This window comes from Halobium salinum (assembly GCF_026586625.1).
GTDB lineage: Archaea > Halobacteriota > Halobacteria > Halobacteriales > Haloferacaceae > Halobium > Halobium salinum.
The window spans coordinates 1-26,559 of sequence record NZ_JAODIW010000005.1; the positions used below are offsets into that span (position 1 = coordinate 1).

Sequence of the window (26,559 nt, forward strand, 5' to 3'; positions counted from 1 at the left end):
GCTGATTTCTGGCATAGAGCACCAAGAAATCACGTCGCCTCACTTTTCACGCTTAACTAAACACGACCCTGTTTCGTGCCATCAATTAGGAAAACCCCTCGTACCGTTCTATTACATAACATATTAACCGCGACGCAATGTGTAGCTTCGGTACGGACTGCTTTGGCCGCTGATTTCCCGGGTTGTCATTCAATTGGCTTAGACTGGTACTGGAGTGTACTCGGCGTGGCCTCTTCGTACGAGGACACTGCCTTTCAGACGGTGGATGTCGAGTTATCAACCCGTTACCAACTCTTCTAAGGTTTCGAATGCGTCTTCCGAACCTACGACAACCAGTACGTCGTCTGCTCGGATCTGGGTATCCGGTGACGGGTTCGAGACCGTAGTCGTCTCCCGCTGAATACCGATGATGGAAGCGTTCGTCTGCGTCCGAATTTTCCCCTCTCGAATCGTCTTTCCGGCAAGCGGAGAATTCACTGGGACTGCTATCCAGCGAATCCTGGCATCCTGAAACACATTCTCCAGATCTTCGGGTACCGGTTCGAAATACGTCCCATCGAAAATCTCCGCCAGCTTCCGGGCCTGCGACTCCGTCGTTTTGAACAGGCGCTCACTGTCGCTGTCTTCGTCTTCGCTCCAGAAGGCCTCACGATCTCCGTCGTTGTGCAGGAGGAGCGTGAAGACCCCGCTTTCCGCAAACGAAACCTGGTATCGCGTCCCCACACCGGGGAGTTGTGTCTCGCGTACTTTCATACAGTCTCGTTCTTCGGCCAACCATATCGCTGTTCGGCCCCAGAACGGAACCAGCCCCACATCATAACTCACCGGAGAGCAATGTATAGGTGAACGCCGGGCCGAGAATCAGGTGGAACACATATTCTGATGCAAGCAGAGACTGTCTCACTCACCGTCGATTTCTCTCTGATTATCGTCACAGCGGTCACGTTGAGCTACATCGCGCAACGAACCGGTCAACCGACGATCATCGCCTACATTTTCACCGGAATCGTCCTCGGGCCCGTCTTTCTGAACGTCGTCTCCGAAACCGTCATCGTCGATCTGATGGCGGAACTCGGGTTGGGCTTCTTGCTCTTTCTCCTCGGAATGAAGATGCGTATCGACGACATCCGCGAGATTCTTCGACCGATCATCAACATCGCGGTCTGGCAGACCATCCTTCAAACGGCGTTAGCCTTCGCTGTCGCGTGGCTGCTCGGATTCACGCTCGTCGAAACCGTCATCATCGCACTCGCAACGGTCTTCGGGGCGACGCCGATCATCGTGAAACTGCTCACCGATAAGGACGAACTTTCGACGCTTCCGGGACGGATCGACATTGGCGTCCTCATCATTCAGGACATCTACCTCGTCGTGCTCCTCGCATTGCTGAGTGCCGAGTCCCTCGGTTCGACGAGCGAGGTTGCGCTCAGTATCGGAACTATCTTTGCACTTATCGCGGGAATCGGTGCGTTCTCGTACATCTCTTCGAAGTACATACTGCCACGGTTGTTTGACCTCGTCGCTGACGATCAAGAGAGCTTCTTGGTTGTCGGAATTGCGTGGGCGTTTTTATTTATCGCCGTGGCAGAACAACTCGACCTCTCGATCGAGGTGGGTGCATTCCTCGCCGGGCTCAGCCTCGCTCAGGTATCCTACACGAGTGAACTCACCGAACGCGTCCGTCCACTAACTGACTTCTTCATGGTGGTGTTCTTCTCGAGTATCGGACTCCGACTCGCCGCCGACCAACTATTCGCGTACTGGGAAGAAGCGCTCATCGCATCTGCCCTGATGATGGTCGGGAACTTCCTCATTATGTTCGGGCTCATCAACTACGAGGATTTCACGCCCGAAACGTCGTTCATCGGGTCGATCAACCTGATCCAAGTCAGCGAGTTCTCACTTGTCGTCGGAGCAATCGCCGTGTCGCGTGGATTCGTCGACCTTGACATCCTCGGATTTCTCAGCCTGATGGCTATCGTCACAATGGCTCTTTCGACGTACGTCATCAATTACAACTATCAGATCTGGTCGCGCGTCGAGCCCTACTTTGCCCGATTCGAGAGTCCGGACAAGCGCGACGTCGAACTGCGGACGTACCGCGACCACGCCGTCGTGATCGGCTACGACGACGTTACGAAGCGGGTTCTCCCCCGCCTGAAAGAGTCGTACGGAGACGTCGTCGTTATCGACCGCAACCCGGGCCACCTGGAATTTCTCCAAAACTCCCCGTACGAGTACATCTACGGAGATTTCAAGCACGGGGAACTCCGGAAAGCCGCCGGGATCGGACGTGCAGCGTTCGTCCTCAGCTCGTCGGTGGAGCCAGACGTAAACTGGACGGCACTACGGGATGCCGATGAGGACGCGCTCGTTTTCGTCGAGGCTGATTCGAAAACCGACGCAGTCGAACTCTACCGACGAGGCGCGACGTACGTTATCATCAGCACTGCACTCACGGCAGATCAACTCGCGGCGACGGTCGAATCATATCTCGTCGATCCCGAAACGTTCCGTCGAGAGATAACCCGTGACAGGACGACGCTCGGTGGTGAAATCGATGGTTGAGTTGCTGACGCCACTGGCGACCATCTTCATCATCTCAGCTGTATTTTTGCTCGCGGCAAAGTACGTCGGAGTCCCGTCTGTTCCGGTATACATCGTCGTCGGTATAGTGATCGCTCCCCTTATCGGGCGTGGAGAGACGTTGGAACTGGCTCAGTTCGGAATCGCGTTTCTCGTCTTCGTATTCGGCGTCTACGTGGAGCCACAACGACTCCGCGTCGTCGCCAGGGATAGCGAACACATTGCAGCGATCCAATTCCTCATCGTCGGCGGGGGAGCAGTTGCGGGTGCCCTTCTGCTTGGTCTCCGACCGCTGGATGCCGTCTATATCGGGATTGGGGCGTCGCTCAGCTCGTCGCTCGTCGGACGCGAGTTACTGGGTGAAAACGTCCACCTCGACCTTGTCTACGGACGACTCACGCAGTCGATTCACTTCGTCCAGGATCTCTTTGCCGTCCTGTTCGTTCTCCTGTTGAGTGCCGCGGCCTTCGAGCTGGACGCGATTGCACTGGAACTCGGGTACGGCGTTATGGTTCTGATCGCAGCTCTATTCGTGCGGGTCTACCTCTTTGATCAACTCGTGCGGCTGGCTTCCGGCTCCGAAGAAGTGATCGCACTCACGGGTATCGCACTTCTCGTCGTGTTCGTCGCGGCAGCCGAGTTACTCGGCATTTCAATCGTCGTCGGTGCCTTTGCCGCCGGAGCGGCGATCAACCTCCGCTTCGAGGACAACCTGGCTTTGCTCAACGCCCTGGATTCGTTGGAGAGTTTCTTCACTGCGATTTTCTTCGTGACAGTCGGAAGTCTCGTTGCGCTGCCGACGGTCTATACTGCACTGCTTGCAGTCGGTCTGACGCTGATTGTCGTTCTGGTGAAACCACTCGTGACGATCGCTGCGCTCGTCCGCCGAGGATATGAGGTCCGCACAGCGACGCTGACAAGTTTGGGACTTGACCAGGTGAGCGAATTCACCCTCATCATCGCTATTCAGGCATTGATTTTGGGAAGGATCGGCCCCGAGGTCTTCGATGCCATCGTGCTCGCCGCAGCAGGAACGATGATCACGTCCACAGTGACACAGCAGTACGACGAGCGTCTGTTCCGATGGCTGGACGGTTGGATTCCATACGAATCTGCCCACGAACGGACGCGAAATCGGAGTTCAGTCGATCCAGGTCTCACCGATCATATCGTTATTGTCGGCTACGGTCAACTCGGACGACAGCTCGTCCGGGTATGTGAACAACTGGAGCGACCGTACGTCGTCGTAGACCATAATCCGGAAGCGCTCGATGAGATTCGATACGAATGTGAAAACTACGTCTTCGGCGATATACTGGCCGATGTCTCCCGTGAGATAGCTCACGTGAACCAGGCACAGGTGCTCATCTCTACGAGTCCCGACCGACGAGTGACAAAACATCTGCTCGCACTCGATATCGCTCCGGATGTCTTCGTGCGTTCGAGAACGGGTGAAGAAACAAACGCCCTATACGAAGCGGGAGCGGAATACGTGATCGTTCCGGACGATCTCGCAGCAGGTGCACTCCTTGATACCCTGGAGTCCGTGTTTGCCGGTGATATTGCGCCGGAGGATCTCCGGCGTTCAGAACTGCGGTCCCTTCTCAAATCCGGTCGGCTCGAAGAGGGATAGTTCCGAGCGGAATGCTCCCCCTTCCTCGACCCCTGTATGAGGTTCTTTCAGATCTATTGCCGTCAGCGTTGAGCGTCACTGTTCGCCACCCATCCCACAATTGATCTCAGCCCATCCATACCTGTATCTATCCATCTCGTGGTGTCGTGCGATATTCTCCATCTTCAAAAACCGTTACACGTCCGGTTTCTGCGCTCAGCGTGATTGTTGTAACTACCTCTGGACGAGCAGAGGTGTTCTAATGCGTTCATGTGCCGGGACCCATCCAGTCGGCGTCCTGTTTCGAGTGCTTCGGTGGATGTTCCGAACCGGCCGGATAATCGCGGAACCGAACCATTTGCTCTTGAACGATGCCATCCACGCTAATGACAACTGCCCCATCCCGTGACCGAGCAACCTCGGCCGTCGCTTCGTAGAAGCTATCTACGTCGTCAAGGACGTCACGACTGTCAGAGACAGGCCAGGGATTGTCACCCATCGGATCCGCGTGATCGCGGACAGGGTATCCCGATATGATTGCGAAGTAGATACCTGGGCCGGTGATGTAGGCCTCTTCCCAGCGCTCGAAGGATAAACTAATTTCTTCGATACAAAATCGAATAGTGTCGATTGGTTTCTGCACTCGTTTATGAGGTCTGTATTTAATGTCCAATGGATCGATCTGAGGCATACTCTGTACTCGGGGAGTCGTGAGTTAAGAGCGTCCGTTCCAATTACGGTCTCCTGAACACCCCCACCGGGAACTCACCTCTGCTGCTGACATTGTAGATGAAACGTGGCCGTTTCTAAGTACCCATGCGGGCGATCCGACTCGCTCTCATAACATTCTCCACTTGAGGTCGCTCTGGCAAACGATGAAGGAAGTACCCGACAAAACCTCATCCAGAGATGTACGACCATATAATAATCGCTGTGGACGGGAGTGACGAAGCGAGACGAGCAGCAAGACGTGGGCTCCGGCTCGCTCAGGACTTCGACGCGACTGTCGATGTTCTCTCCGTCGTCGAGCAGAAAGCACTCCGACTCACAGAAACGTCTGCTGAGAAAGCGCAGTTACGCGAACGTGGGGAGGCCGCCCTCACTGAAATCGAGGAACTTGCGTCAGAGATTGGACACCCTGTTACCACGAAACTGCCAGAAGGAAAGCCCGCTGTCCGAATCAGCGAGTACGCTGACGAACAGGACGCAGACCTGATCGTCGTCGGGCGACAGGGTTTGACCGGGCTCGGTCGGCGTCTCTTGGGTGGTGTCACCGAAAGGCTCCTCCACCGAAGTGACGTCCCGGTGCTCGTCATCTCCGGCGAGGACAACGGAGATGATGTGGAGGCCGAGTATTCACGAGTCCTCATCACGACGGATGGCAGTGAAAACGCCGAAGTGGCGATTCCCCACGGAACAGCCATCGCGCAGCATTACGGTTCAGACGTTCACGTGCTGAACGTCGTGGATATTCAGGCTGCAGGCGGTGCGTTCAACGCTGGGGGCCTCGAAGAGGAGTTCCTCGAACGACTCGACGCGAGAGGACAAGAAGCCGTTGACAGCGTTGCAAACAAAATCCAGGAATCCGCCCCAGATTTACCTGTTGAGACTGCCGTCGAACGGACGGCATCGTTCGAAGGAGCGGCTGCGGGTGTCCGTGAATACATCGAGGAAAATGAGATCGATCTCGTCGTGATGGGTTCGCACGGTAGGTCAAATCTCAAGCGACAGCTTCTCGGCAGTGTTGCCTCCACCGTGCTTCGAACGGTCGATATCCCTGTCCTCGTGGTCAAGCGGTCTGATTGACGCCCTCTTCGAGAGAGCTATTTTGTAGTTCCGGAGTGAACCGTAGAGTATGTCCTCTCGCATTTTAGTGCCAGTCGATGGCTCGGCCGAATCACGACTTGCGCTCACCCACGCTACCACGCAGTTCCCCGAAGCGCACATCGTTCTTCTCCACGTAATCGAACCATTTGCCGACCACTCGAAGGCTGCGGGACACCAAGGACAGCGAACAAAACAGGTCTTCGAAGAAAGACAGCAGCTATTAGACGAGATGGTGGAACGAGGGGACGAGTACGCAGGGACGTTCTCGACGGAACTCGTCTACGGGCGGCCAGTTCACGTAATTCCGAGGTTCGTCGACACACACGGAATCGATGAGGTCGTTATCGGCTCACGTGGGCGCGACGGGACGGCCCGGCTCTTGTTGGGGAGTGTCGCAGAAACGGTTGTACGTCGTGTTCCGGTTCCGGTGACGGTCGTCCGATCGAGAGCCGAAGACGACGAAGACGATTACCAGTCACCAGAACACGTGCTCGTCCCATTTGATCGGTCATTCTGTTCACGTAATGCACTCGAATACGCTTTCGAGCAGTTCCCGGATGCAACGGTGACCGCGCTCTTCGTGAAGTCTCCGTTATTCGAAGCGTACGAAACCATCGAATCAGAAGATGATCTCGACGACGTAATCGCTGAAGACGAAGAGATCGATGACGAGACTCATAATGTCTTTGAGATGGCACGGCGAATCACTGATCAGAACGAACGGACTGTCGAAACCGCAACGGCGGAGGGTGATCCGTCACGTGGGATTCTCGGCTGGCTCGACGAGAACGATGTTGATCATGTGGTGATCGGGTGTCACGGACGAGATGGTGTCGCCAGATGGGTACTCGGAAGCGTCGCAGAGACCGTCGTTCGCCGTGCACCCGTTCCAGTCACTGCGATAAAATAAGTAGTTCAGCTTCTGCTACCGCGTTGGGCAATACTGAGCTATAACAAACCGGAATCTGAAGAGAACTGTATAATGGATTTGTGGTCGTCACGCACCGGCTTTATTCTCGCTGCGACAGGTGCAGCTGTCGGTATCGGAAACATCTGGCGCTTCCCGTCGGTCGTCGGTCGAAACGGCGGGGGTGCGTATCTGATTCCGTTCCTTATCGCCGTGTTCGTCTTCGCAGTGCCGCTGATGATCCTCGAAATCAACAGTGGCCGGCGGACACGCACCGATATTGTCGCCACGTTCCGTGACGTTCGGCCACGATTCAGGATCTTTGGGTGGTTCATCGTCGCTATCGTCATTCTGGTTCTCAGTTACTATCTCGTCATCACGGGCTGGATTCTCGCGTTCTTGGGGGCAGCGGTAACTGGAGGAGACATTTCGTTGGCTAGCTTCACCGCGACGTACGCACCGGTGCTTTCCTTTACTGTCTCGCTCGGTATCGTTGCAGCTGTGCTTTCCCTCGGGGTGCGAGAGGGAATCGAACGATTGACGACGATACTCATGCCGCTCGTGTTCGTGATCCTCCTCGGCATGGCGGCCTTCTCGGTGACGTTGTCGGGATTTTCAGAGGGAGTGGCATTCTTTTTGACGCCCGATCTATCTGTGCTCTCTGATCCGCTCATCTGGAGCGCTGCATTCGGACAGGCCTTCTTCTCGCTATCAGCAGGCATGGGGATTCTCATCACGTACGGGAGCTACGTGGGCGAAGAGATGGACATTCCCGAGGCCGTGGCTATCATTGCGGTGGCGGACGTGATTGTTGCCGTCTTGGCTGGCATCGTCATCTTTCCCATCGTCTTTACGTTCGATCTCGAACCATCGCTCGGCACTGAACTGGCGTTCTCGACTCTTCCTGCAGCGTTCTCGCTTCTTCCCGGTGGCCGAATCGTTGCGGGGGCGTTCTTCGGTCTCCTCTTCGCGGCCGCGATCACGTCAGCCGTCTCAATGATGGAAGTTGGTGTCTCGACCGTTCGGGGTGAAACGCAATTCTCACGGCGACAAGCGACAGTACTCGTCTCCGTCATCGTTTTCTTCCTCGGGATGCCGTCGCTGTTGAGTTACACGCCGTTCCAACTCCACGTGTGGGGGACACCGTTCCTCGATCTCTTGGACAACTCCGTTGGGACGCTCGGGCTGCCGGTCACGGCGCTCATCATCTCGATCACGTTCGGCTATTTTGCGAAACACGAGGAGGTCCGGGTACCACGCATCGAGCGATTGACTACCACGTCTACGAAATACCTCCTTCCCCCGGTTCTCGTCGCAATTATCGCCTCACAGCTGTTCCTCGGGTTCGATTTCCCCGGCTGGCATACACTTCCTGGTAGTACGCTGGACCGAGCGCTCGTCTCCGCCGCGATCCTCGTCTGTATCGGTGTCCTGGCCTATCTCCTGCTTCGACTCCAACGAACGGCGGCTAAGTGACTACGACGCCTATTCTAGAGAGAGGGTAGTGAGAGTGTTAATGCATCATCCATACTAATAATCGCCATGGTCACAGAAACTCCGGGCGGGACACTTTTAGTGCCTGTAGCGAATCCAGAAACAGTCGAACGATTACTGGATACGGCTATCGATATCGCACACGGCCAGTCGATGCGTATCGTCGTGTTACACGTTGTCGAGGTTCCGCCCCAAGTTCCACTCTCCGCGGGTGACAGTCTTATCGACGACGATGGTGGAGAGGTACGACTTCTCGATGATGCAGTCAAACAAGCCGCAGACGCTGACGTCACGGTCGAATCACGGATGCGCTATGCACGGGACGTTGCGACCGGAATCGTGGGAGCAGTCGATGTGCACGATGCTGACGCCCTCCTCGTGGGATGGCGGGGACGACCTCGACGACGCGACATCATATTGGGGAGTTTCCTCGACCGAATTCTCGGTGAAGCACCGTGTGACGTCTTCGTCAAACGCATCCGCACAGCATCAAGAGACATTGACTCCATCTTAGTTCCAGTCGCAGGTGGCCCACACTGTGAGCTGGCCGTCGAACTCGCCGGTACAATCGCAGCACAGCACGACGCGCCCGTTCATCTTCTTCACGTTACCCACCCCGATGCAGATGACTCGACGCAGGAAGATGCCTCAGCACTTCTCCAGAACTATGGTTCTTCCCTCAGCGACATGGATATCAAAGCCGAGTCAACAACACTCCGGAGTGACCACGTTGCGGGTGCGATCACAGACGAAACTGCGGACCATGACCTCACCATCCTCGGCGCGACACGCGACCCATTTCTCAAGCGAAAGCTCGTCGGATCGGTCGCCGAAGGCGTTGGTCGGGCAGCTGCCAGTTCGGTCATTTTGACGCGTAAAGCTCCGAAAGACGAAGACGGCCGATGATACACGAGAGCGCTTAGAGCAATGAAACATCAAGTGGCTCACTCACCAGTACTATTGACCACCAAAACTGGTACTTGATCTGCCCGTAGAAGCGCCTCCGTTGTGCTTCCAAGCAGAATCGTCTTGAAGACGGATCGGCCTTTGGCACCCATGACTACGAGGTCGATTTCCTGCTCCTCTACGTACGAGAGGAGCTCTTCATGCGGGATCCCTTCTCGAACTGAGGTGACGATGGAAACGTCGGGCTCTCCCTCCGTCTCAACGGCTGTCAGTGCCTTTTCTCCATCTTCTCGAAGGTTCTGCCGTACGGTGTTGGGATCGACGATTGCGTTATCGTACCCTGTTCTGGTTTCGATAACGTAGACTGCGTGGAGTTCGGCTCCGTACTGTCGAGCCAAGTCGAGAGCTTGGCGTGTCGCGCGCTGTGCATTATCACTCCCATCCGTGGCGACGAGAATCCGGTTGTACATCACACCCAGCTACGTGTTGCGGAGCAAAGAACCAAGGGCTGACAAACGATATTCGGGACTGCTTCCCCCGTACAATTGTTTTCGTACCCGAAGCTTCACTGATACGTACCGTGTAGCCGTTCACACCCCTCGTAAACTAACTCAGTCTCAGAAATGGTCCTTCACAGTCGCGTCTCTACTCTCGCCACCCGACAGCAGGTCGGATTGGTTCTGGGGCCAGCACTGTTCACTGGCTTTCTCCTGTTTCCCTCGTTTAACATCTCGCCGTCCGCAAATGCAGCGCTCGCAAGCACTCTCTGGATCGCAGCTTGGTGGATAACCGAAGCGATCCCGATCCCAGCGACCAGCCTTCTTCCAATCGTTCTCTTCCCGCTAACGGGTGTGGTTGATGCCACCGGAGCGACAGCACCCTATGCTGACCCAGTTGTGTTCCTCCTCCTGGGTGGATTCCTCCTTGCACTCGGGATCGAACGCTGGGATCTCCACAGGAGAATCGCCCTCACCGTTGTGAGCCTCGTCGGCGTTCGAGCTGACCGCCTCCTGCTCGGGTTTATGATAGCAACTGCTTTCCTCTCGATGTGGATCTCGAACTCGGCGACGGCGATGCTGATGGTGCCAATTGGGACCGCGGTCATCATATCAGTCGGGACCGTTGACGAGTCTGATCGGGCACTAGTGGAGGGGGACGAAGAAGATGAACTCGTCGTGGGAGTTCGCACGGATCCGGATGACCGGCCCGCGACTGACTTCGGTCTCGCATTGATGCTCGGGATAGCGTATAGTGCATCGATTGGTGGTGTGGCAACCCTGATCGGGAGTCCTCCGAACGCGGTCTTCGCAGGCATCGCAGCATCCCGTCTGGACGTGCAGATCAGTTTCCTCGACTGGCTCGTGTTCGCGGGGCCACTCTCTATCGTGTTCCTGTTCGTCACGTGGCTGTTGCTGGTGAAACTCCTTCGACCTGAGATTCCACTCGACCGGGGGGCTGAGACCGTAGTTCGGGTACAACGTGAGGAACTTGGGAGGATCTCTCGTGGCGAACGGCGGGTATTGGTGGTGTTCACGCTCGTCGCAGCGGGATGGCTCCTCCGACCATTTGTCCTTCAATCATTGTTCCCAGCAATAACGGACACGGTCATTGCTATCGTTGGCGGGGTGCTCCTGTTCGTCGTTCCTGTTGACTACGAAAACCGTGAGTTTCTGCTCGACTGGAGTGATGCAATACGCTTGCCATGGGGCGTGCTCCTGCTCCTCGGGGCTGGGTTTTCACTGGCGAATGGATTTCGGGAGAGTGGACTTGACACCGTCATCGCCCAAGGTTTCGCTGGTATTGCGGGCGTCCCAGTGGTCGTGCTCATCCTTGTGATTGCTACAGTTGTGGTGTTTCTGACGGAAGTCACCTCGAACACGGCGACAGCGACGGTCTTTATGCCGATAATGATCAGCCTGGGGGTGACCCTCGGCGAATCACCGCTAATGTTGATGGCGACCGCTGCACTCGCGGCCTCAATGGCGTTTATGCTTCCGGTGGCGACGCCACCGAACGCGATCGTTTTCGGCAGCGGCTACGTGACGATTCCCCAGATGTCGCGCATCGGCCTGTGGTTGAACCTGCTTGGCATCGTCGCCATTATCGTACTCACGTACCTGTGGCTGCCAATCGCCTTCGCATTCGCTGGGTAGGCTGAGAAGTCGTGAACCATTGGGCGGTCCCTTCTCTTTCCTCAGGAAAAGTCCGGACACGGGTATCCCAACGTGCCGTCGTCCGGGAGTAGCTTCGGATACAGGTTATCGCCAGCTCGTCCACCCGCTGTCCACGACGAGCGATTCACCAGTGACGTAACTCGCCAAATCACTTACGAGGAATGTTGCAGCTCCAGCAACATCATCTGGTTGGCCGTATCGGCCGAGTGGTACCATCTGAGTGAACTGTTCGGCCTGTTCAGCGGCCGCCTCGGGTTCAGTCGCTTCGCCGCCAATCATCGTCTGAATGCCTCCTGGGTGGATTGTGTTGACACGAATCCCGTGCTCGCCGAGTTTGTGCGCGAGGGAATAGGTAAACGTCGTTAGTCCACCCTTCGATGCGGAGTACGTCGGCCAATTCCCGTTTCCGAAGAGACCAGCGATGCTGGAGATGTTGACGATGGATCCGCCGTCGCCGTTCTTGACGAGGTGTTCTCCCACGATCTGGGACCTAAAGTATACGCCTTTGAGATTGATGTCCATCATCCGTTGGTAGTCGTCTTCAGTCACCTCGAAGAAGTCTTCAGCGTGCCATATTCCCGCGTTGTTCACCATCACGTCGAGACCGTCGTATTTCTCTCCAGCCTCAACAGCTTCTCTGAGGTCTGCGCGTTTCGTGACATCGCACTCTACGAACTCTGACGATGTGTCGGTCTCCGTCTCAAGTAATTCGTGGGTTGGTGGACCATCTTCTTTCGGGTCTTCGCGGATATCGGCGACGATGACCGCTTCAGCTCCGTGCTCTGCAAACCCGTGTGCGATCCCTCTACCGATACCTGAAATCGCACCGGTGACGACCGCTGTCTGTCCATCGAGGAGTGCCATCCTTGTACACCCCCGTAAACCTATGCGGCTAGTTGCACGATGAGAGATGAAAGAGTGTCAATTTTAGAGGAGTACTTGAGATCGAAACTCAAACTATCACACCTGAGAGAGACAGTGTGTCGTTTTTCATTTGGCCACAGCAATGAAAACTGGTCCAGATAAAGCGATGATGTGCACGACAATTTTCAAACCCCGAGACGGACGATACTTCGAACCACGGGCGTAGCCGTCGCGGCCGCCGGTCTTAGCAGCACTAGAATGTCGGCCACATCAGAGAACGCGACAGAGGAGTCAGACGCTTCAATCTCGAACGAGACGGATTTAACGCCCATTACCGGACGGCGACGTTCGATCGGCGGAGGTCCCGTTGTGGACTTCGTTCAAACTGACGAGGGATACATCGCACTCCAAACAAGTGAACCGACAAGCACTCACGAACCCCCGGATAGCACCGGCGACGTCTGCATCCGACTAGTCGAAGTTGGGGCCTGCGGAGATGTCGTCGGCCAGATAACCGTTGGATGGGATGGATCGCAACATCCGCATGCATTTGCTCGAAGCAACGATGGGTACATTGTGGCCGGAACCACCCACCGCGAGGAGGATACAAACGACCGACAGTCGGGGTTCGTCGCCGAAATCAGCCCGGGAGGTGACGTCCAGTGGTGCATTGAAGCAGGCTCCAGACTCCAAGATGTCGTCACTGTTCTCAGTGGCGAGTACGTTGCAGTCGGGTCGGGAGGAGATGTAAACGAGCCTGGACCGGGAGAGAACGGTTTAGCGGTTCGCTTCGACGCTGGCGGTGAGGTTGATTCGGTTCGAGAATACCCCCGTGAGCGGCCTAATATTAATGGACAACGGTTCTATTCGGTCGCCCCGATGGAGGACGGTGGTGTTGTTGCTGCCGGTCAGCAGTCTCGTGGAATCTGGGTACTTGCAGTTTCCCCGACAGGGGGAGAGCGGTGGAGCGCTGGCCTCGAAGTAGACGAGGGACAAATACGTGACATCGTTCGGACGACAGATGGTGGGTACGCCTTAGTTGGATACGCGTTCTTTTCCGAGGGAGGATATGGCAGCGGTTGGGGTATAGGGCCGTTTCTTTGGAAACTAGACGGAAGTGGAAGCACACAGTGGGTGACGCGATTTTCAGATCCACCGTACGCCCGCGCAGTCGTTGAGACGGAGGCAGGGTACGCCGTTACTGGCGAGGAGTTCTCCGTCCTTGGCACTACTGCGCAAGGGACTCCACAGTGGTTAGTGCCGAGGACAGAGGGAATCGGACGGACTCTTCTCGCGAGGTCTGATGGTAGTCTCGTCGCTGGTGGATTCAATCGGGGGAGTGGGGAGCTCTTGGAGGTTCCGGCGTCCAAGCTTTAGCCGAAAACAGATTCGAAGTTGGGGTCAAAAAGCCTCAACGTATAATAGACGGTATCACGATGGCGATATATTGATCCTTGCCGACCGGAGTGGTAATAATCCGTGATTGCCCGGTAGACCCCCGGTTCATCGATAACCCTACAGGAATCAATGGCCCTGGATTCCTCGGTGCTCGGAACTGAGAGATAGCTGCCAGAGTTTGAGTATCGAAAGCAATGAGATATAGACGAACAGCCACCAGTAGCGCGCCCGTCGTTTTGAGGTCCCTCTCGAATGGTCGGAACCGGGACTGCTTTTATTTCCCTTGTCGACGAAGCCCAACCGAATGTACGACCATATTTTGCTCTCAACCGATGGTACGAACGCCTCCGAGGAGGCCGAATCGCATGCGATTGAATTGGCTGCAACTCATGACGCGGTATTGCACGTGCTCTACGTCGTCGACGAGGACTTAGTGACTTCCTATAGTGGTGACGAGTACGTCGACGAAGCGGAAGGTCTAGAACACGGCTTGGAAGAGCTGGGACGAGCTACAATTGATGATGTCCGTACTAGAGCGGGCGAACAAGGGGTTGAAGTCGTTGAAGCTCTGCAGCACGGCCAGCCCACCGAGAGAATCATTACATACGCTGACGAGAACAATATCGATCTGTTGGTACTCGGAACGAAGCGCCGACCGGCGGAGTACCGGGCACTTCTCGGGAGCGTAACTGAACGGGTCCTCCGGTTGACCGATCGGCCAGCGACGGTCATTAAGACCGAAGTCAACACATAGACGCAGTCACCGCTCCCGATTCTCCGAATTGGGCTAGAAATCACATGTGCTACTCTCGGACACCCCGTTTCTATTCAGAGAATAGTGGACGGAGTGCATGTCACCACAAGAGAAATAATACGATCCATACGTGGCACGCGTATCGGTACTGAGTCACGCCGATCGCATCGGAACTAGATTTTTTATGCTGATTAAATGTATATTCTATCTATGGTTGGTTTTCCTCCTAGTAGCCAACCACGCCAGAACCAGCAGTCGTCCTGAGAATCCGAAAATGAGTGACGAGCGTTATAGTCAAGAGAATTTCACCACCAACTCAAATCAGAACTCCAAAGAGTTCTAGCCCTCCCAGCAGAAAATCCCAGAAGCAATCACTCCCAGAAGAAACAGGGACGAACCAATCCAGAAAGCTTCGTTACGTGGGAGAGGGCTGTGAGCGTTTCCGTCTTATAGTCAAGTAAGTCATCGTGTGAATAATTATTTCTGCTCTGCAGGACTCGCGGCATGACCATAGGAACTGACTCACGTCAAGGCTGGCCAGAACAAAGTTCGTTTCTTTCAGCGTCGGCCAGCCTGACTCAGCCCTGCAGACAGAGCGTGTATCTAGTGCGGAAAGAACTCGAAAGATGTACGCAACGGGAAGAACTGTTAGTGTAACCCACTAGAAAAGAATTAACCCACATCCGATACAAGCACCTGTATGGACAGCCGAGGCAATCTCTACGTCGCTGCGTTTATTAGTGCGTCACTCTCGTACATATTCAACGTCCTCGCGTTTACTGGTAGCTTTGATGTCTTCCGTTGGTTCGTGTTCGCTGTCGTCTTTCTCGGGTTTACCTATGGGTTCGAGAAGTTCATATAGTGGCAGACTGGATAGCGGTGCCTCAATTGGGCCGAGTCGGTTTACCGTGCTGACTGCACTTTCTGTATGCAGCAAGCCGGGAGACAGTACGCACCCGCACCGTCTAGTTAAGGAGTGAGCAGGTCGAAGAGCTAGTTTCCTATGCTGCTCGAAGACCTGCTCATCCTTATCTAGACAGTGCCAAGTGGTCGTTTGGACTGGAAATGTGACACCTCTCAAAACCCGCCGTTGGCGGTGAGACGGGTGTTGTCGGGGGCTGGTGGAGGCTCCGACCCTTCACGGACGCGTCGAGCGTTCGGGTGTTAATTCCAACCGACCCGTGAGGGAAGGTCGAGAGGAATTAGTTTCACCTGCGGGTGCAGTGCATGCCCAAAACGGTGAAGGCTCGGAGCTTGGCCCCCGAGGAACTTCACAAAGTCGTCATCGGCGGACGTCCTGTCGAGGTTACGCAGCAGGCTGCCTCTGCCAGTCAGACCGAGTAGTTCTCTCTGACCTAAGTTAGCAGAAGAGGGCGGCCTGTTACTCACCACACGTCTCATCACAATCATGTGAGGAGAACCGTCACGACCCAGAGGGTACTAAAGATGACCATCGCCGCAACTACGATCTTCCAAGCCATGTCAAGTAAGACTCGGGCGACAAAAATGACGAGGCCTGCAACCATTAGCAACCCTATGGTTCGGGTGAACGGTAAGGAAGTCAGATATCTTTCCAAGCTGGGTGACATGTGGAGGGGTACACGTAAGGGAGACACGGAGTCACCGTGGACCTCTTCGTCGACAGCTAAATTAGTGGCGAGATGGCTGTCCGTCTTTGAATGATAGTAGATGGCACCGGAAGGACAAGCAGGCACGATCTAGAGGTCTTCACTCTCCCCCAGGAGTCGGTCCAACTGTCCACGGTGGCGAATGCCAGTTCCGTGTTCGGTGTACAGGAAGATCGTCGGGCCGTCGTACGCACCGACCTGGTAGAAAGCGTGCCGGGCGAGGTCCTCGTCGCGCATGATCTGCTCGTCTGAGAGCTCGTCGATGGTCTCTTTCACCCGGTCGAGATTGCGCTCGAATTCCTCCTTCGTCGCCTCCTATTTCGTTCTGAATGCCCTCCTATAGGTTTCCGATTCGGCTTCCCAAAGCATGGACACAAAATATGGGACAAGAGTCGTCAAGGCCCTCCATGTCCGACAAAATATTCGTTCCAGCTGACGGAAGTCGAAGTATGGGGGCGGCCGTTCGATATGGGCCCCGGTTGGCAGACGAATTCGTGGGAGTCGAAGTTCGACCCAGTCTCGTCGCCCGACAGACGGGTCGAACGTCGAAAGTGCCCGAAGCGATGAGTAGCCGAGGGGAGATGGAGTGACCGTGCAAGCTACTCATGAACGACCAGATTCACTCGCTCCGAGAACGGATTGGACAAGTCGACGATAGAATCGTCAGCTTCCTCGAACAATACGGACACCGCCTCCATAGGCGGTCTCTCGGTGTGTTGTTCATCTGGCTCGGGTTGCTCAAACCGATGGGCCACGAGACAGCGACGTCTCTGCTCGCACACACGGTCTACTGGGGGTCGCCCGATACGATGGTGCTCGTTCTCGGGTGGTGGGAGGTCGCCATCGGGCTTGCGATGCTCTACAAATCGTTCGTCCGGGTCGCTCTCTTCTTGCTCTTACTCCGAATACCGGGAACGATCTTGGCGTTCGTGCTTCTTCCCGACGTGACGTTCATCGAGTTCCCTCTAGTGCCGACCCCGGAAGGGCAGTACCTGCTGAAGGACCTCGTGCTGTTTTTCGCGGCTATGGCCATCGGTGGATCCATCCGACACGAGTATTCCTAAGAGCGTTCACGTCGAGCGAACCACGGAGTCCGTTCCGGCCCACGACAGGCGCTCGATTGCGGAACTCCCGTTGTCGGATGGGGTTCGGACGCAGCTTCGTGGACGACGCCCCGGCTCGGTACTGAGTGCCCTGCAAGCCGGATTCGGGTGAACAAGCACCGAAAGTTCAGCGAGAGTGTTCTTCGAAGCCTCCGTCGAGAGGGAGATATCGCTCAACCGTACGAGCGACGGCGAGATACGCGGCGAGACTGACGGCGAGCACCGCGCCGATAATACCCCAGTCTCCGAACCCGAGTGGCACTGTTCCAAAGTACTGATTGAGTGGGGTGTACAGAACGGCGAGGTGAAGTACGACTGAGGCTGCGACAGCGACCGTGAGCCACGGATTCGAGAACGTCGGCGTCTCGCGCATCCAACGGATGACATACAGTCCCACCAACTCGAGGAGGACCAACCCCGTAAACACCAATATCACCGCCCAAGGGATCGATCTGGTCGTGATGGGGATCAAAGGTCGAAGCGGTGTTGACCGCGCCCTGATGGGTAGCGTCGCCGAACGTGTGGTCCGACGCCCACCAGTTTCGGTCCTCATAGTACGAGGCAAACAAGCCTAACAGAATCCGGTTCCATTGATATCATTTTCCCACCGCGTAGCAGCCCTTATCGGAGAAGGGAGTAGCTGATGGCCTCGCCGCCGTGAACACGCCCGCGCAACAACCCACAGAGAAACGAATCAGACGAGGGCGTCGTCGTGGTTTGCGTAGATAGGTTGGTTCGAGTAGCCCGCACCGAGGGCCGACCGGTGACCGACCTGCGATCTGTATTCAACACGGGTGTGAAAAACTGTCACCAACTCGGTGATTACATCGAACTCTCTACGAATAGTCGGTCGCGAGCGACGCGGAGGGCGGCAGCGGCGAGCGAGGCGGGCCGGAGAGAAACACCGTTCAACTGGGCCCGACGCTCAGTAACCCAACCACCATCCTGGTGGACTCAGAAAGGGCGAGGCCGCCTCGGTTATCCCCCGACCCCGTAAGCACCGTAGGCACGAGGAGCGCAGCGTGGGTCGCGGGATGCCGAGCGGCCGAGGGCTTTCAGAGATGACGCTCTCGGTCAACGTTCCAAGGTCTTCAGAAACCAGCCGGCGGTCGTCCCGAAACAAAACTGTTAGCCGACACGCGATCGGGATTCCCAGTCCTCTCTCAGAGGTCGTACGGGTCGTCAAGCCCGGTCGTGATTCGGTCGGTTATTCTTCGGTCGGTGCCTCGAGATAGGTCTCAAGCTCGTCGACGACGGTTTGGACGAACGATTCCTTGAGTCGCCCCTGCCGTCGGACAATCGCGGCGTGCTTCGGCGACGCGACTGCCCACGGTGAGGCGTAGCTCTGCCTGGGCATCCCGCCCTCAACCCAGTCGGCGTCGTCGAGGGAGATGCCCTCGTCATGGGGTGTCGTCGTCAGCGTGACCGTCATGTACTCTTCGTCGCCGAACGGATGGCTGTCGTTGTTCAAAATCAGCCAGGGACGCGGGTTCTCACCCGACTTGAACGGATCGGGTCCCCAGACGACGTCCCCGCGCTGGTAGCTCATTCAGTCGCCTCGTCCTCGTCGTCGACGGCGTGCTCCAACCACTCGTCCATGTCTTCCTCGCCGAAGCGGTCGTTGGCCGCCCGCGTACTCTCGAGCATGCTGGCGTACGCGGCGACATCGTCGGCTTCACCGAGCGCCCAGTAGGTGCCCTTGTGCCGGACGAGACCCCGATCCTCGAGTCGAGAGAGGACGACGCTGATGCTCCCGGCTTTCACGTCGGTCGCATCCCGAATCTCGCTCTGGGTGAACGCCTGATCGGGATGGGCGGCGAGGAATCGCATCACGCGATCGGCGTTCGTCTCCCCAGAGTGCTGGAGGCGGTCCTCGGGGGAGGATTCGAACGTCTCGATGTCGATGGGCATATGTATTGCTTTGTCGCTGTATGTATTAGATGTATCGACGTATTTTAAGCCAGTTCGTTCTCGCTGATCGACTGGGAGTGGTGGGCCGAGCGGGCTATCCATCGACGACGTGCGTCTCGAGGTCCCGTGTCCAGTACGTCGCGGGGCCACCGGGGTTACAGCGAGTACACAGCTGCAACGGCCCTTCGAGATGCCCGAGTTCGACACGGAATCGCGTCAGTGCAGTGAGCGTATCGACGACGAGACCACAGCCATCGCAAACGTGGTAATCACGCTCGTCGGGGTCGGGCCGCGCTTGGACGGCACAGGCGACACAGATCTGGTGGGTGACCCGCTCGTCTTCCCCCCACGTATACGCTGTTCCTGCCGTGAATCCAGGTGCTGCATCACAGAAGGCACAGCCGGAGAGCGTCTGCTGCATCACTCGTCAGCCTCCCCTGTATCGTGGGCAGCCGACCAGCCGCAGTGGAACACGGCGAGTTGCCGAATCGAGTCGAACGCTTCGCCACTCGGTTCGTGGACCAACACTCGCTGCTCGGCGACCGCCGTCACGATACCGTCGTCGACGAGGTTACTGACGAGTTGTCGCGCCGTCGTCTTGTCGACGTCCGCCGTTGACACCCGGGCTGCATCCCGGTCCTGTGCGAGAAGTTCGGTTTCGAACCGCTCGTGATCGGCTGCTGTATCATCGAATGCGTCTGGAGCAGTCATGTAAATTCACGCTCCGGCACGCTCGCAGGCGCGCCTCGCGCCTTGGGCGTCGACAGACATGCCTCTTTACTGGGGAGGACCTGGCATACTCACTGCTTCGGAGAATGGATCAAATTCACGACTTTCTTTCACCGTAGTTGTCGGTGACTCAGCTTCTAGAGACAGAGCGTGAGTCTCCGAAAAGCGTTGAGCGAGAATAGACAGAAAAGCTATAATCAGTCGAAAGGAGCCTTCGATGTGTACCTCCTATTCGGTTCGCCTTCGACTGGTCCAGATATACTTCTAATCGGCGTTTTTTGGATTCTGGTAGCCCTCATGTTCGTCGGGATTTTACGGATTCTCGTTAGGAGATGGTCGTCACGGAACGGGGAATAACGGAATCGTCACCGTCCACGTATTCCTGTAGTTGCGGCACAACTCTAGGAGCTGACTCACGTAGGTTCCGCGTGAAAATAAAGGCCGAATCGCTACCGGGAGGAGTGAACTGATCGGAGCGCTCGACGCGTGGCCTCGGCAGTTCCATTGAGATACGTCTCGGCGGTTGCGAGCTTCTCCCAGCCCATGAACGACTGAAGTGGGAGTCCCGTCAGTCCGCGTGAGGCGTGGAACGTGCTCGCGGTCGCACGAAGTGCATGCGGGTAGACCCGGTCGCTGTCGAGTCCGTCAGCCACTTCGGCCGCGTCCGTCACGCGCCGATTGACGCTCCCGCGACAGTGTGGGTATGATTCCAAGTCCTCGAAGAACCGCTCGATCTCCATCTCGACCCGTATGTCGAAATCGAACGGGATTGCACGGGCACCCGCAGCAGTTTTCGGCGACCACCGCGTCGAAAGCGCCTGTTCAACGGATAGCTCCTCGTTGTGTTCGGCGATGGAGTGAGCGAGCCTCCGACAGTATCCGCATGGTCCGTCGTCAGTACGGCCCTTCTGACACCGATCGAATGCCGGGATGCGGATGACTTTCTCGCGCCAGTCGACCCATTGTTCGGTCATGTGAGTGACTTCGCCGGCTCGCATCCCGAGCCGCCCGGTCGCGAAGATCACGAACCGCGCGAGACTGGCGTACGGTTCCTCGAGTCGCCGGGCTCCTTCGAGGAGCAGTTGGAACTGACGGTCGGTCAACGCATCCTCTTTCGAGTTCAGAACCTGTTCCGAGCCGATCAGTCGATCACGCCAGAACCCATCCTGAGATTCACTAGTGTTCGCGGGGTCGACTTTCGAGCTACCGTGTCGTCTCTCGTCTGCTCTCCCGCTCGATGTGAACCGCATTGTATTCTCAAATACGAGAGTTCATACAACTAGGTTTCCTCGTGAGTCAGCTCCTAGAGTCGTGCCGCGAGTGTAGCGCTGGAATTCCTAACAGATTGAGTTCATATTGGAATTGGCGTGACCAACTTAGAGGGTAAGTTCAGCAGACTTTGGTTACACTAGTGGGCACAGTAGCAAACTTTACCCAGTAGTATGTTCTACTAAATGGCATGGCCACGTCGGTAAAGATGGACGACGACACCAAATCCCGTCTCGAACGGTTACAGGCCGAGATTCGGCTAAAGACGGGAAAGCGAGTGACGCAGCAGGAAATCTTGGCACGGCTCGTCGAGCATGCCATCGAGTCCAAGGCAGACCTCATCGACTCGTTCCGCGAGAAGCGTGTTCCGCTTGCTGAATCCGAGCGCGAGAAGTTCCACGAGGGGATGGTCTCGTCCGGAGTCACGACGACCGAGGAAGACATCGACGACGTGCTGTACGGATGAGTGTCTTCGTCGATACTGGCGTGTTCTTTGCGCACCACGATACGGATGCTGACCGACACGACCAAGCCGTCAGTGCATTCGACGACTTGTTCGACGGGGAGTTCGGACAACCGTACACGAATGACTACGTTTTCGACGAGACTGTGACGCTTACGCGTGCTCGAACGGGTTCGTTCGAGGCTGCAGATACTGTCGCCAGTCGCATTCTTGGAGAAGACCCGTTTCCGCGTGTCTTCGAGATGATTCACGTTGAGCCAGATGATGTACGCGCGTCACTGGAAACGTTTCGTCGATACAACGACCACGATCTCAGTTTCACTGACGCGTCAATAGTCACTCTGTGTGAGTCACGTGGCATAGATGCAGTGTTGAGCTTCGACACAGATTTCGACGGACTCGTTGACCGTATCGAACCAGGGTACTAGTGACTCACCGGGAGTGTCTTACTCAACCCATACAAAAGTTGTCAGATGTGGCGTGCTGAACGTAGAGGGTGAGTTCAGCACGCCTACCGCTCTTCGGTTCACACTGGATGAGTTGAAGAGACCGATAGGAAGAGCGCACGTGTCTCGCAGAAAGTATTTGTCTCACGAATCGGCATAGTGCATATGGACACCTCACTCGCCCTTGCCGTAGTCGTCGTTTTAGGACTAATTGCTATAATAGTGGAGATAGGACTCGAACTGAAGCAATATCTAAACAACCGAAGTGAGCAATCCGACTCGAGTACGGCTGAATCAAATACGTAATTCCTCTGTATCTATGATTCCGACTCTCCTCTACAGATGACGACCACCCAGTGACCGACTTGCGCCCTGAGTTCAGCACGACGAAACTGGCAGAGCTGCGAGACGTCGTGTCTCCTGGCGATAGACTTACGCTCTGTCTCTAGAAGCTGAGTCACCGACAACTACGGTGAAAGAAAGTCTCGAATCAGCCCTATCCTCTGAAGCTGTGAGACCCCAATCGTCAAACCGGAAGACACCGATACAGTCTGTAATGGAGAATTCGCGGACGCCGCTCACCTCCAGCGAGGAAGCTGCGCTCGATCACCTCGAGCGGTACCTCGACACAGCAGATGACGAGGTCCCCACGCGAGAGGGTGCTGTCGTCTATCTCATGGAGCAGGATATCGAACGTGCCGATGCGCGAGCGTACGTTGAGCAGTTACTGCTGAAGGGCTACCTCTACGAAGTCGAAGACGAACTGCGGTTGCCATCACGACTCTGAGGAGGTGGCCGGCCACTGTATCCTGTTGCCAGCTGTTACCGCTGGAGCACCTGATGGCTGTGAATAGAATGATACCGAAGCGGCCGCAGCCCGGAATCGGCTCAAAGCACTTCTTCTCGAAGAATATTGGAAATCGATAGGACGTTTCGAGGTTCGCTTCCTTTCTATGAACGACCCCCACCCACTAGCCGTTTCGCCTTCTCCCAGATCGACTCACCAGCTGATCCTGGCTCGTCAGCAACCTCCTGATCTCGGGCGGTCTGCTCTTGCACGGTTGACGCGGATGATGCTCTCAACTCGGCGATTTCCGCTTCGAGAGACTCGATTTGTTCCTGCTGTTGTTCGATGGTTTCCGCCTGCTGTTCGAGTTTCGCGGACAAAATCTGGTTCTGCTCTTTGAGATAAACACGCTCGCGACTATCCAACTGCTCGTCGGCTCCCGTCTGTGGCGTCCCAATTGACTCATTCACCTCTGTCGTGGGTGGCTGCTTGGGCTGACCTCTCGTATCGGAATGGTCGCTCTCTTCTTCAGTAGGTTCGAAGAAGTCCGTCGTGCTCCCGATAGCGCGCTCGATGGTTCGCTCACCGTAGGTCGCCCCATCAGCGAAGTGCTGTTCGTCCCACTTCGGGCGGATCAGTCCGGACTCACGAAACAGACGGTCGACACGCGTTGGGTCGCCGCCAGTCCAGAACGCAAGCAGGCAACAGAGCGCCATATCAGCTTCTGACTGGCTCTCGTAGCCATGGATGTCCCCACCCCACAGTCGGTCGAACTTCTCGCCGTTGGCGGCGGTCTGGGCCTTCTCGATGAGTTCCTCGTCAGTAAGATCGACATCTCCCGTCGGTGACTTCGTGGTACCCGTCGCCTGTTTTGGTTCCCCGCTGGCCATCGACGGCTTCCGGACGTATTCACGATGAACCTCCGCAAGTGCCTCCTGTCGTGCTTCGACCGTTTGCGGCGTGACATCGACGCGATCGCCAGTCATTGTGAAGAATCGCGCCGAGTCGTACATTTCCACGCTTCCCGTTCGATTCCGGCCCTCGGGTAACTCGCCCTCAACGAGGACGTGGAAGCCGGTTCCTGACGGTGATACCTCGGTGTAGGAGTCGAGTCGATTGACGATGTCTCGAGCATCGTCGTCTACGTGTCCTGTTTCAGGGTCACGGCAGTCGTCAAGGTCGACACCGACGAACGGATCGTTGTCGGTGAACACAAAGCCAAGTCCATCCGCTTCGTCGTTTTGAGCGTACTCGACTGCAGTCTCGAAGTCGGTCCATGTGTCTCGATCAGTCGATGACGCGAAACCACCGGTCCGGGGTGTGATGGGAATCTTCGTCGGCTTTCCATCGCGGGTTTGCTCGTTCCAACAGACCCACTGGTCACGTTCGACGAGCGCAGTCGGCAACACCCCTCTGTCGATGTGTTCTCGTTCACTCATACTCAGTAACTCCAATTGCGAGCCACCGCTCTCTGCTCGCTGACAAAATCCCCTTTTGAAACGCGCTTCAGCGCAACCTCCCGCCCAACGGCAACCCCCTTCTCTATATTAGTTGGTTTTCGGCTTCCGTTTACCCGGACCACCGCTGCCGTCTTGCGATTTACTCGGGACAGCTGGTCTGGCGATGATTGGCCGACTTGCTTTACCCGGGACAGCCGTCCCGTCTTGCGATTCCCGGTTCGATTCATTTTACCCAGGACAGGTACCCAGACCAGCGGTTCCGTCTGGCGATTTCGGCGAGCTATCGCCGAATGGAAGAACAATCCGAACATCAGTCAAGCAACTCCCATCCGGCTTCCGTCAGATCAGCGCCAACGTAGCACCTCACTCGACTTCCATCGACGCGGCGACGACTCGTCTCGATATCGAGGAGGCCGCGGAGGTTCCGCGAGAACCACACCTTTGTCTCAGTTGGTTCATCGTGATGCTCGGCGCAAATCACGTATGCTTGGTACAGGTCGTTTTTCGGTACGATTGCGTCGGGGTCCTCCTCAACGTATGTCTGTACGAATCGCTCCAAGTTCCACTCACCGTCGTCTAATGTCTCGATATCAGGTACAGTCTCATCGCTAAACGAGGGCTCAACAGTATCTGTGTTCTCGATCTCATCGGCGCTCTCCTCACTAGTTTCGCTCTCTTCTATCGATTCTCCGCATTGTCCAGTACAGTCCTTACCGGCTATCCGTGGTGAGTCCGTAATTAGTGTAGAGAGTGGTTGTGTTGTTCCATCTCCCCCATAGACTACCGGATCGCCTCCCTCGGGGAGGATGAGAATTCGATAGGTGTCGTGAGTGAATGCAGGAACCGGTAGCTCAACCTCTGGGACGAATGGCTTCTTGACCGTCACCCACTCCGCCTCGAACGCAGCCTTCGAGTCGTAGGTCTGGCGGGCATCACCAGTAGTGACGACGTATTCTCCCATCGTCTCATCGTAGGTATATACGCCGGGAACTGCGTGCTCGGAAATTGACTCGTCTTGCGAAACCCGGGTGTACTCCGTCCCATCACCGTCGAGGAGTACTATCTGATCGTCTTCGACACGCCAGACAGTCCGCCGCGAATCATCGGGACCGGTCACTGGCCGTACGGCCGAGAGCCGTTCACCGGTTGATGCTCGTCGAGCTTTGAGCGGTTCGTCAAACGTGTAGAGGTGTGGCGTTTCGTTCTCACCTGCACGTTCCTTGACCGGTGGTCGAAGAATGCGATCGACGCGCTCAGCCCAGAACGTCTCGGTTTTCTCTGGCCGAACGACGAATAGCGGGATCGTTTCCTCGTCCTGTGCCTTTCGGAGGTTCGTGAGCACTTTGACCGGGTTTTCGGGTGTCGTCGTCTCGACCTCGATAGCGAACTCCACATCCAACTCTGGATGGGTTGCCCGACCGTCGGGCTGTTCGCTTCGATCCTGTGTGAGAACACGAGCGTCGAACCCCGCCGCGGTTAACGCTCGCTCGATTTCGTAAACACCATCGTCGTGGTCGCTTCCTCCTGCCGCTTGCACGTCACCTGTGTCGGGCGTGACGACCTCCTCACCGCGTTCGGTGAGCGAGATGGCTAACTCCCCAGTATCGGTGTCCAAATCCACAGCAAGCAACTGTGAGCGCTCTCGGACTGCACCGAGTTCTTCGTAGCTCGGCGGGTCGGCATCGACGTCGGCGAATAGGCTCCGAAGCTCGTCGTCCACCTCCTCTACCGGAACGTCGCCATTCTCTTCTCGAACTCCATTGCGAAGCTGAATCGTACGGATGACCTTTGCGAGGGCCTGATCGAGATTTCCATTATCCGTCCCGAGCCTCACTTGCACATCCTCAGGCGAATCACGTGGCTCCGGGACCGAATCAGCAATTCCGAACTCCGCGTTCGTCCGCTCTTTTACGCGCTCAATTGCTGCCTCGACGCGCACTTCCTCGTCGCCAGTAAGTGGCTGGTCGCTCTCAGGGTGACCCGGAGGAATTGGAAGCGGGGCAACGCTGAACGGTGTCGGACCGGATTTGCAAAACTCCGGACTCGGTACCTGTGCGGGCGATACTGAGACGTTCCCAATCCCATCACGCAGATAATTATCGCTCCTTCGTACGTTTGAGTCATTCATTTGCAACAAACGTTTGTAACACGTGTTTGCAGCAGCCACGTGAATCAACGCTTCAGCCTCCGCCAATGCATCACTACCGGTCATTATATTACGCACACGCTCTAATAGATGCT

General features: G+C 56.3%; 26 protein-coding genes and 3 pseudogenes. 15 read left to right on the top strand and 14 right to left on the bottom strand.

Going from position 1 to position 26,559, the window contains the following annotated elements:
- Positions 1-276: 276 nt before the first annotated feature.
- Complete coding sequence (locus N5095_RS01460; protein WP_267620284.1) at positions 277-753, bottom strand: cation:proton antiporter regulatory subunit; 477 nt, start codon at positions 751-753, stop codon at positions 277-279.
- A 129-nt stretch (positions 754-882) separates the two neighbouring features.
- Between N5095_RS01460 and N5095_RS01465 the strand changes: the two genes are divergently transcribed.
- Positions 883-2,568 carry a cation:proton antiporter gene (locus tag N5095_RS01465; RefSeq protein ID WP_267620286.1) on the top strand — a complete coding sequence of 562 codons (1,686 nt, stop codon included), beginning with the start codon at positions 883-885 and terminating at the stop codon, positions 2,566-2,568.
- Positions 2,561-4,219, top strand: a complete 1,659-nt coding sequence (locus tag N5095_RS01470; RefSeq protein ID WP_267620288.1) for a cation:proton antiporter — start codon at positions 2,561-2,563, stop codon at positions 4,217-4,219. The genes N5095_RS01465 and N5095_RS01470 overlap by 8 nt, the downstream gene beginning before the upstream one ends.
- A 247-nt stretch (positions 4,220-4,466) precedes the next feature.
- Here the strand turns inward: N5095_RS01470 and N5095_RS01475 are convergent, their stop codons facing one another.
- Positions 4,467-4,889 (bottom strand): hypothetical protein, encoded by a 423-nt coding sequence (locus N5095_RS01475; RefSeq protein WP_267620290.1) that lies wholly within the window; start codon positions 4,887-4,889, stop codon positions 4,467-4,469.
- Between the two features lie 218 nt (positions 4,890-5,107).
- Here N5095_RS01475 and N5095_RS01480 point away from each other — a divergent pair, with 218 nt between their 5' ends.
- From N5095_RS01480 to N5095_RS01495, 4 genes are all read left to right on the top strand, one after another.
- Positions 5,108-6,004, top strand: coding sequence for a universal stress protein (locus tag N5095_RS01480; protein WP_267620291.1), 897 nt, complete (start codon positions 5,108-5,110; stop codon positions 6,002-6,004).
- A gap of 49 nt (positions 6,005-6,053) precedes the next feature.
- The gene (locus N5095_RS01485) at positions 6,054-6,935 is read left to right on the top strand and encodes a universal stress protein (RefSeq protein WP_267620292.1); all 882 of its coding nucleotides are present in this window, start codon (positions 6,054-6,056) and stop codon (positions 6,933-6,935) included.
- Between the two features lie 72 nt (positions 6,936-7,007).
- Entirely contained in the window at positions 7,008-8,408 is a 1,401-nt protein-coding gene (locus N5095_RS01490) for a sodium-dependent transporter (RefSeq protein ID WP_267620293.1), read from the top strand.
- Positions 8,409-8,474: 66 nt separating this feature from the next.
- On the top strand, positions 8,475-9,332 hold the full coding sequence (locus N5095_RS01495; protein ID WP_267620294.1) for a universal stress protein: 858 nt from the start codon (positions 8,475-8,477) through the stop codon (positions 9,330-9,332).
- 38 nt (positions 9,333-9,370) lie between these two features.
- Here N5095_RS01495 and N5095_RS01500 read toward each other — a convergent pair whose 3' ends face one another.
- Positions 9,371-9,802, bottom strand: a complete 432-nt coding sequence (locus N5095_RS01500; RefSeq protein ID WP_267620296.1) for a universal stress protein — start codon at positions 9,800-9,802, stop codon at positions 9,371-9,373.
- 153 nt (positions 9,803-9,955) lie between these two features.
- On the opposite strand from N5095_RS01500, the gene N5095_RS01505 reads away from it, so the two are divergent.
- The gene (locus tag N5095_RS01505; protein WP_267620298.1) at positions 9,956-11,485 is read left to right on the top strand and encodes an SLC13 family permease; all 1,530 of its coding nucleotides are present in this window, start codon (positions 9,956-9,958) and stop codon (positions 11,483-11,485) included.
- Positions 11,486-11,590: 105 nt separating this feature from the next.
- On the opposite strand, the gene N5095_RS01510 is transcribed toward N5095_RS01505, so the two are convergent.
- Positions 11,591-12,370: an SDR family NAD(P)-dependent oxidoreductase gene (locus N5095_RS01510; RefSeq protein ID WP_267620300.1), complete on the bottom strand. Its 780-nt coding sequence runs from the start codon at positions 12,368-12,370 to the stop codon at positions 11,591-11,593.
- Positions 12,371-12,739: 369 nt separating this feature from the next.
- Here N5095_RS01510 and N5095_RS01515 point away from each other — a divergent pair, with 369 nt between their 5' ends.
- The 3 genes from N5095_RS01515 to N5095_RS01525 all read left to right on the top strand — a co-directional run bounded on the left by N5095_RS01515 (position 12,740) and on the right by N5095_RS01525 (position 15,384).
- Positions 12,740-13,747 (top strand): hypothetical protein, encoded by a 1,008-nt coding sequence (locus N5095_RS01515; protein WP_267620303.1) that lies wholly within the window; start codon positions 12,740-12,742, stop codon positions 13,745-13,747.
- 325 nt (positions 13,748-14,072) lie between these two features.
- Positions 14,073-14,522, top strand: a complete 450-nt coding sequence (locus N5095_RS01520; protein WP_267620306.1) for a universal stress protein — start codon at positions 14,073-14,075, stop codon at positions 14,520-14,522.
- 700 nt (positions 14,523-15,222) lie between these two features.
- Positions 15,223-15,384: a hypothetical protein gene (locus tag N5095_RS01525; RefSeq protein ID WP_267620308.1), complete on the top strand. Its 162-nt coding sequence runs from the start codon at positions 15,223-15,225 to the stop codon at positions 15,382-15,384.
- Between the two features lie 544 nt (positions 15,385-15,928).
- Here N5095_RS01525 and N5095_RS22615 read toward each other — a convergent pair.
- Together N5095_RS22615 and N5095_RS01530 are read right to left on the bottom strand one after the other, a co-directional pair.
- The gene (locus tag N5095_RS22615) at positions 15,929-16,111 is read right to left on the bottom strand and encodes a DUF8029 family protein (protein WP_464368996.1); all 183 of its coding nucleotides are present in this window, start codon (positions 16,109-16,111) and stop codon (positions 15,929-15,931) included.
- A 129-nt stretch (positions 16,112-16,240) separates the two neighbouring features.
- A pseudogene (locus N5095_RS01530) lies at positions 16,241-16,465 on the bottom strand (DUF7995 family protein); the annotation flags it as partial.
- Between the two features lie 290 nt (positions 16,466-16,755).
- On the opposite strand from N5095_RS01530, the gene N5095_RS01535 reads away from it, so the two are divergent.
- On the top strand, positions 16,756-17,214 hold the full coding sequence (locus N5095_RS01535; RefSeq protein ID WP_267620310.1) for a hypothetical protein: 459 nt from the start codon (positions 16,756-16,758) through the stop codon (positions 17,212-17,214).
- Positions 17,215-17,380: 166 nt separating this feature from the next.
- Here N5095_RS01535 and N5095_RS01540 read toward each other — a convergent pair.
- Positions 17,381-17,695 (bottom strand): annotated as a pseudogene (locus N5095_RS01540) (cation transporting ATPase C-terminal domain-containing protein); the annotation flags it as partial.
- Here N5095_RS01540 and N5095_RS01545 point away from each other — a divergent pair.
- Positions 17,691-17,828, top strand: a pseudogene (locus N5095_RS01545) (universal stress protein); the annotation flags it as partial. The pseudogenes N5095_RS01540 and N5095_RS01545 overlap by 5 nt on opposite strands.
- A 632-nt stretch (positions 17,829-18,460) precedes the next feature.
- Here N5095_RS01545 and N5095_RS01550 read toward each other — a convergent pair.
- The 5 genes from N5095_RS01550 to N5095_RS01570 all read right to left on the bottom strand — a co-directional run bounded on the left by N5095_RS01550 (position 18,461) and on the right by N5095_RS01570 (position 21,143).
- Positions 18,461-18,802 carry a type II toxin-antitoxin system PemK/MazF family toxin gene (locus tag N5095_RS01550; protein WP_267620312.1) on the bottom strand — a complete coding sequence of 114 codons (342 nt, stop codon included), beginning with the start codon at positions 18,800-18,802 and terminating at the stop codon, positions 18,461-18,463.
- Complete coding sequence (locus N5095_RS01555) at positions 18,799-19,164, bottom strand: MarR family transcriptional regulator (protein WP_267620314.1); 366 nt, start codon at positions 19,162-19,164, stop codon at positions 18,799-18,801. The genes N5095_RS01550 and N5095_RS01555 overlap by 4 nt, the downstream gene beginning before the upstream one ends.
- A gap of 94 nt (positions 19,165-19,258) precedes the next feature.
- Positions 19,259-19,585: a DUF7558 family protein gene (locus tag N5095_RS01560; protein ID WP_267620316.1), complete on the bottom strand. Its 327-nt coding sequence runs from the start codon at positions 19,583-19,585 to the stop codon at positions 19,259-19,261.
- A complete protein-coding gene (locus N5095_RS01565) occupies positions 19,585-19,875 on the bottom strand; it encodes a DUF8069 family protein (RefSeq protein ID WP_267620318.1) in 291 nt (96 codons plus the stop codon). The genes N5095_RS01560 and N5095_RS01565 overlap by 1 nt, the downstream gene beginning before the upstream one ends.
- Before the next feature lie 467 nt (positions 19,876-20,342).
- Positions 20,343-21,143: a tyrosine-type recombinase/integrase gene (locus N5095_RS01570; RefSeq protein WP_267620320.1), complete on the bottom strand. Its 801-nt coding sequence runs from the start codon at positions 21,141-21,143 to the stop codon at positions 20,343-20,345.
- A gap of 209 nt (positions 21,144-21,352) precedes the next feature.
- Here N5095_RS01570 and N5095_RS01575 point away from each other — a divergent pair, with 209 nt between their 5' ends.
- The 3 genes from N5095_RS01575 (at position 21,353) to N5095_RS01585 (ending at position 22,858) form a co-directional block, all read left to right on the top strand.
- The gene (locus N5095_RS01575) at positions 21,353-21,628 is read left to right on the top strand and encodes a hypothetical protein (protein WP_267620322.1); all 276 of its coding nucleotides are present in this window, start codon (positions 21,353-21,355) and stop codon (positions 21,626-21,628) included.
- The gene (locus N5095_RS01580) at positions 21,625-22,053 is read left to right on the top strand and encodes a type II toxin-antitoxin system VapC family toxin (protein ID WP_267620324.1); all 429 of its coding nucleotides are present in this window, start codon (positions 21,625-21,627) and stop codon (positions 22,051-22,053) included. The genes N5095_RS01575 and N5095_RS01580 overlap by 4 nt, the downstream gene beginning before the upstream one ends.
- Before the next feature lie 574 nt (positions 22,054-22,627).
- Entirely contained in the window at positions 22,628-22,858 is a 231-nt protein-coding gene (locus N5095_RS01585; RefSeq protein WP_267620327.1) for a hypothetical protein, read from the top strand.
- A gap of 164 nt (positions 22,859-23,022) precedes the next feature.
- Here the strand turns inward: N5095_RS01585 and N5095_RS01590 are convergent, their stop codons facing one another.
- On the bottom strand, positions 23,023-24,297 hold the full coding sequence (locus N5095_RS01590; protein ID WP_267620329.1) for a phage NrS-1 polymerase family protein: 1,275 nt from the start codon (positions 24,295-24,297) through the stop codon (positions 23,023-23,025).
- Between the two features lie 331 nt (positions 24,298-24,628).
- Positions 24,629-26,530 carry a hypothetical protein gene (locus tag N5095_RS01595; protein ID WP_267620331.1) on the bottom strand — a complete coding sequence of 634 codons (1,902 nt, stop codon included), beginning with the start codon at positions 26,528-26,530 and terminating at the stop codon, positions 24,629-24,631.
- Positions 26,531-26,559 lie beyond the last annotated feature (29 nt).

What these genes read in the sequence shown, in the direction of transcription:
- N5095_RS01460 (WP_267620284.1), bottom strand. Translation starts at nt 753, where the DNA reads ATGAAAGTACGCGAGACACAACTCCCCGGTGTGGGGACGCGATACCAG.
- N5095_RS01465 (WP_267620286.1), top strand. Translation starts at nt 883, where the DNA reads ATGCAAGCAGAGACTGTCTCACTCACCGTCGATTTCTCTCTGATTATC.
- N5095_RS01470 (WP_267620288.1), top strand. Translation starts at nt 2,561, where the DNA reads ATGGTTGAGTTGCTGACGCCACTGGCGACCATCTTCATCATCTCAGCT.
- N5095_RS01475 (WP_267620290.1), bottom strand. Translation starts at nt 4,889, where the DNA reads ATGCCTCAGATCGATCCATTGGACATTAAATACAGACCTCATAAACGA.
- N5095_RS01480 (WP_267620291.1), top strand. Translation starts at nt 5,108, where the DNA reads ATGTACGACCATATAATAATCGCTGTGGACGGGAGTGACGAAGCGAGA.
- N5095_RS01485 (WP_267620292.1), top strand. Translation starts at nt 6,054, where the DNA reads ATGTCCTCTCGCATTTTAGTGCCAGTCGATGGCTCGGCCGAATCACGA.
- N5095_RS01490 (WP_267620293.1), top strand. Translation starts at nt 7,008, where the DNA reads ATGGATTTGTGGTCGTCACGCACCGGCTTTATTCTCGCTGCGACAGGT.
- N5095_RS01495 (WP_267620294.1), top strand. Translation starts at nt 8,475, where the DNA reads ATGGTCACAGAAACTCCGGGCGGGACACTTTTAGTGCCTGTAGCGAAT.
- N5095_RS01500 (WP_267620296.1), bottom strand. Translation starts at nt 9,802, where the DNA reads ATGTACAACCGGATTCTCGTCGCCACGGATGGGAGTGATAATGCACAG.
- N5095_RS01505 (WP_267620298.1), top strand. Translation starts at nt 9,956, where the DNA reads ATGGTCCTTCACAGTCGCGTCTCTACTCTCGCCACCCGACAGCAGGTC.
- N5095_RS01510 (WP_267620300.1), bottom strand. Translation starts at nt 12,370, where the DNA reads ATGGCACTCCTCGATGGACAGACAGCGGTCGTCACCGGTGCGATTTCA.
- N5095_RS01520 (WP_267620306.1), top strand. Translation starts at nt 14,073, where the DNA reads ATGTACGACCATATTTTGCTCTCAACCGATGGTACGAACGCCTCCGAG.
- N5095_RS01525 (WP_267620308.1), top strand. Translation starts at nt 15,223, where the DNA reads ATGGACAGCCGAGGCAATCTCTACGTCGCTGCGTTTATTAGTGCGTCA.
- N5095_RS22615 (WP_464368996.1), bottom strand. Translation starts at nt 16,111, where the DNA reads ATGTCACCCAGCTTGGAAAGATATCTGACTTCCTTACCGTTCACCCGA.
- N5095_RS01535 (WP_267620310.1), top strand. Translation starts at nt 16,756, where the DNA reads ATGAACGACCAGATTCACTCGCTCCGAGAACGGATTGGACAAGTCGAC.
- N5095_RS01550 (WP_267620312.1), bottom strand. Translation starts at nt 18,802, where the DNA reads ATGAGCTACCAGCGCGGGGACGTCGTCTGGGGACCCGATCCGTTCAAG.
- N5095_RS01555 (WP_267620314.1), bottom strand. Translation starts at nt 19,164, where the DNA reads ATGCCCATCGACATCGAGACGTTCGAATCCTCCCCCGAGGACCGCCTC.
- N5095_RS01560 (WP_267620316.1), bottom strand. Translation starts at nt 19,585, where the DNA reads ATGCAGCAGACGCTCTCCGGCTGTGCCTTCTGTGATGCAGCACCTGGA.
- N5095_RS01565 (WP_267620318.1), bottom strand. Translation starts at nt 19,875, where the DNA reads ATGACTGCTCCAGACGCATTCGATGATACAGCAGCCGATCACGAGCGG.
- N5095_RS01570 (WP_267620320.1), bottom strand. Translation starts at nt 21,143, where the DNA reads ATGCGGTTCACATCGAGCGGGAGAGCAGACGAGAGACGACACGGTAGC.
- N5095_RS01575 (WP_267620322.1), top strand. Translation starts at nt 21,353, where the DNA reads ATGGCCACGTCGGTAAAGATGGACGACGACACCAAATCCCGTCTCGAA.
- N5095_RS01580 (WP_267620324.1), top strand. Translation starts at nt 21,625, where the DNA reads ATGAGTGTCTTCGTCGATACTGGCGTGTTCTTTGCGCACCACGATACG.
- N5095_RS01585 (WP_267620327.1), top strand. Translation starts at nt 22,628, where the DNA reads ATGGAGAATTCGCGGACGCCGCTCACCTCCAGCGAGGAAGCTGCGCTC.
- N5095_RS01590 (WP_267620329.1), bottom strand. Translation starts at nt 24,297, where the DNA reads ATGAGTGAACGAGAACACATCGACAGAGGGGTGTTGCCGACTGCGCTC.
- N5095_RS01595 (WP_267620331.1), bottom strand. Translation starts at nt 26,530, where the DNA reads ATGACCGGTAGTGATGCATTGGCGGAGGCTGAAGCGTTGATTCACGTG.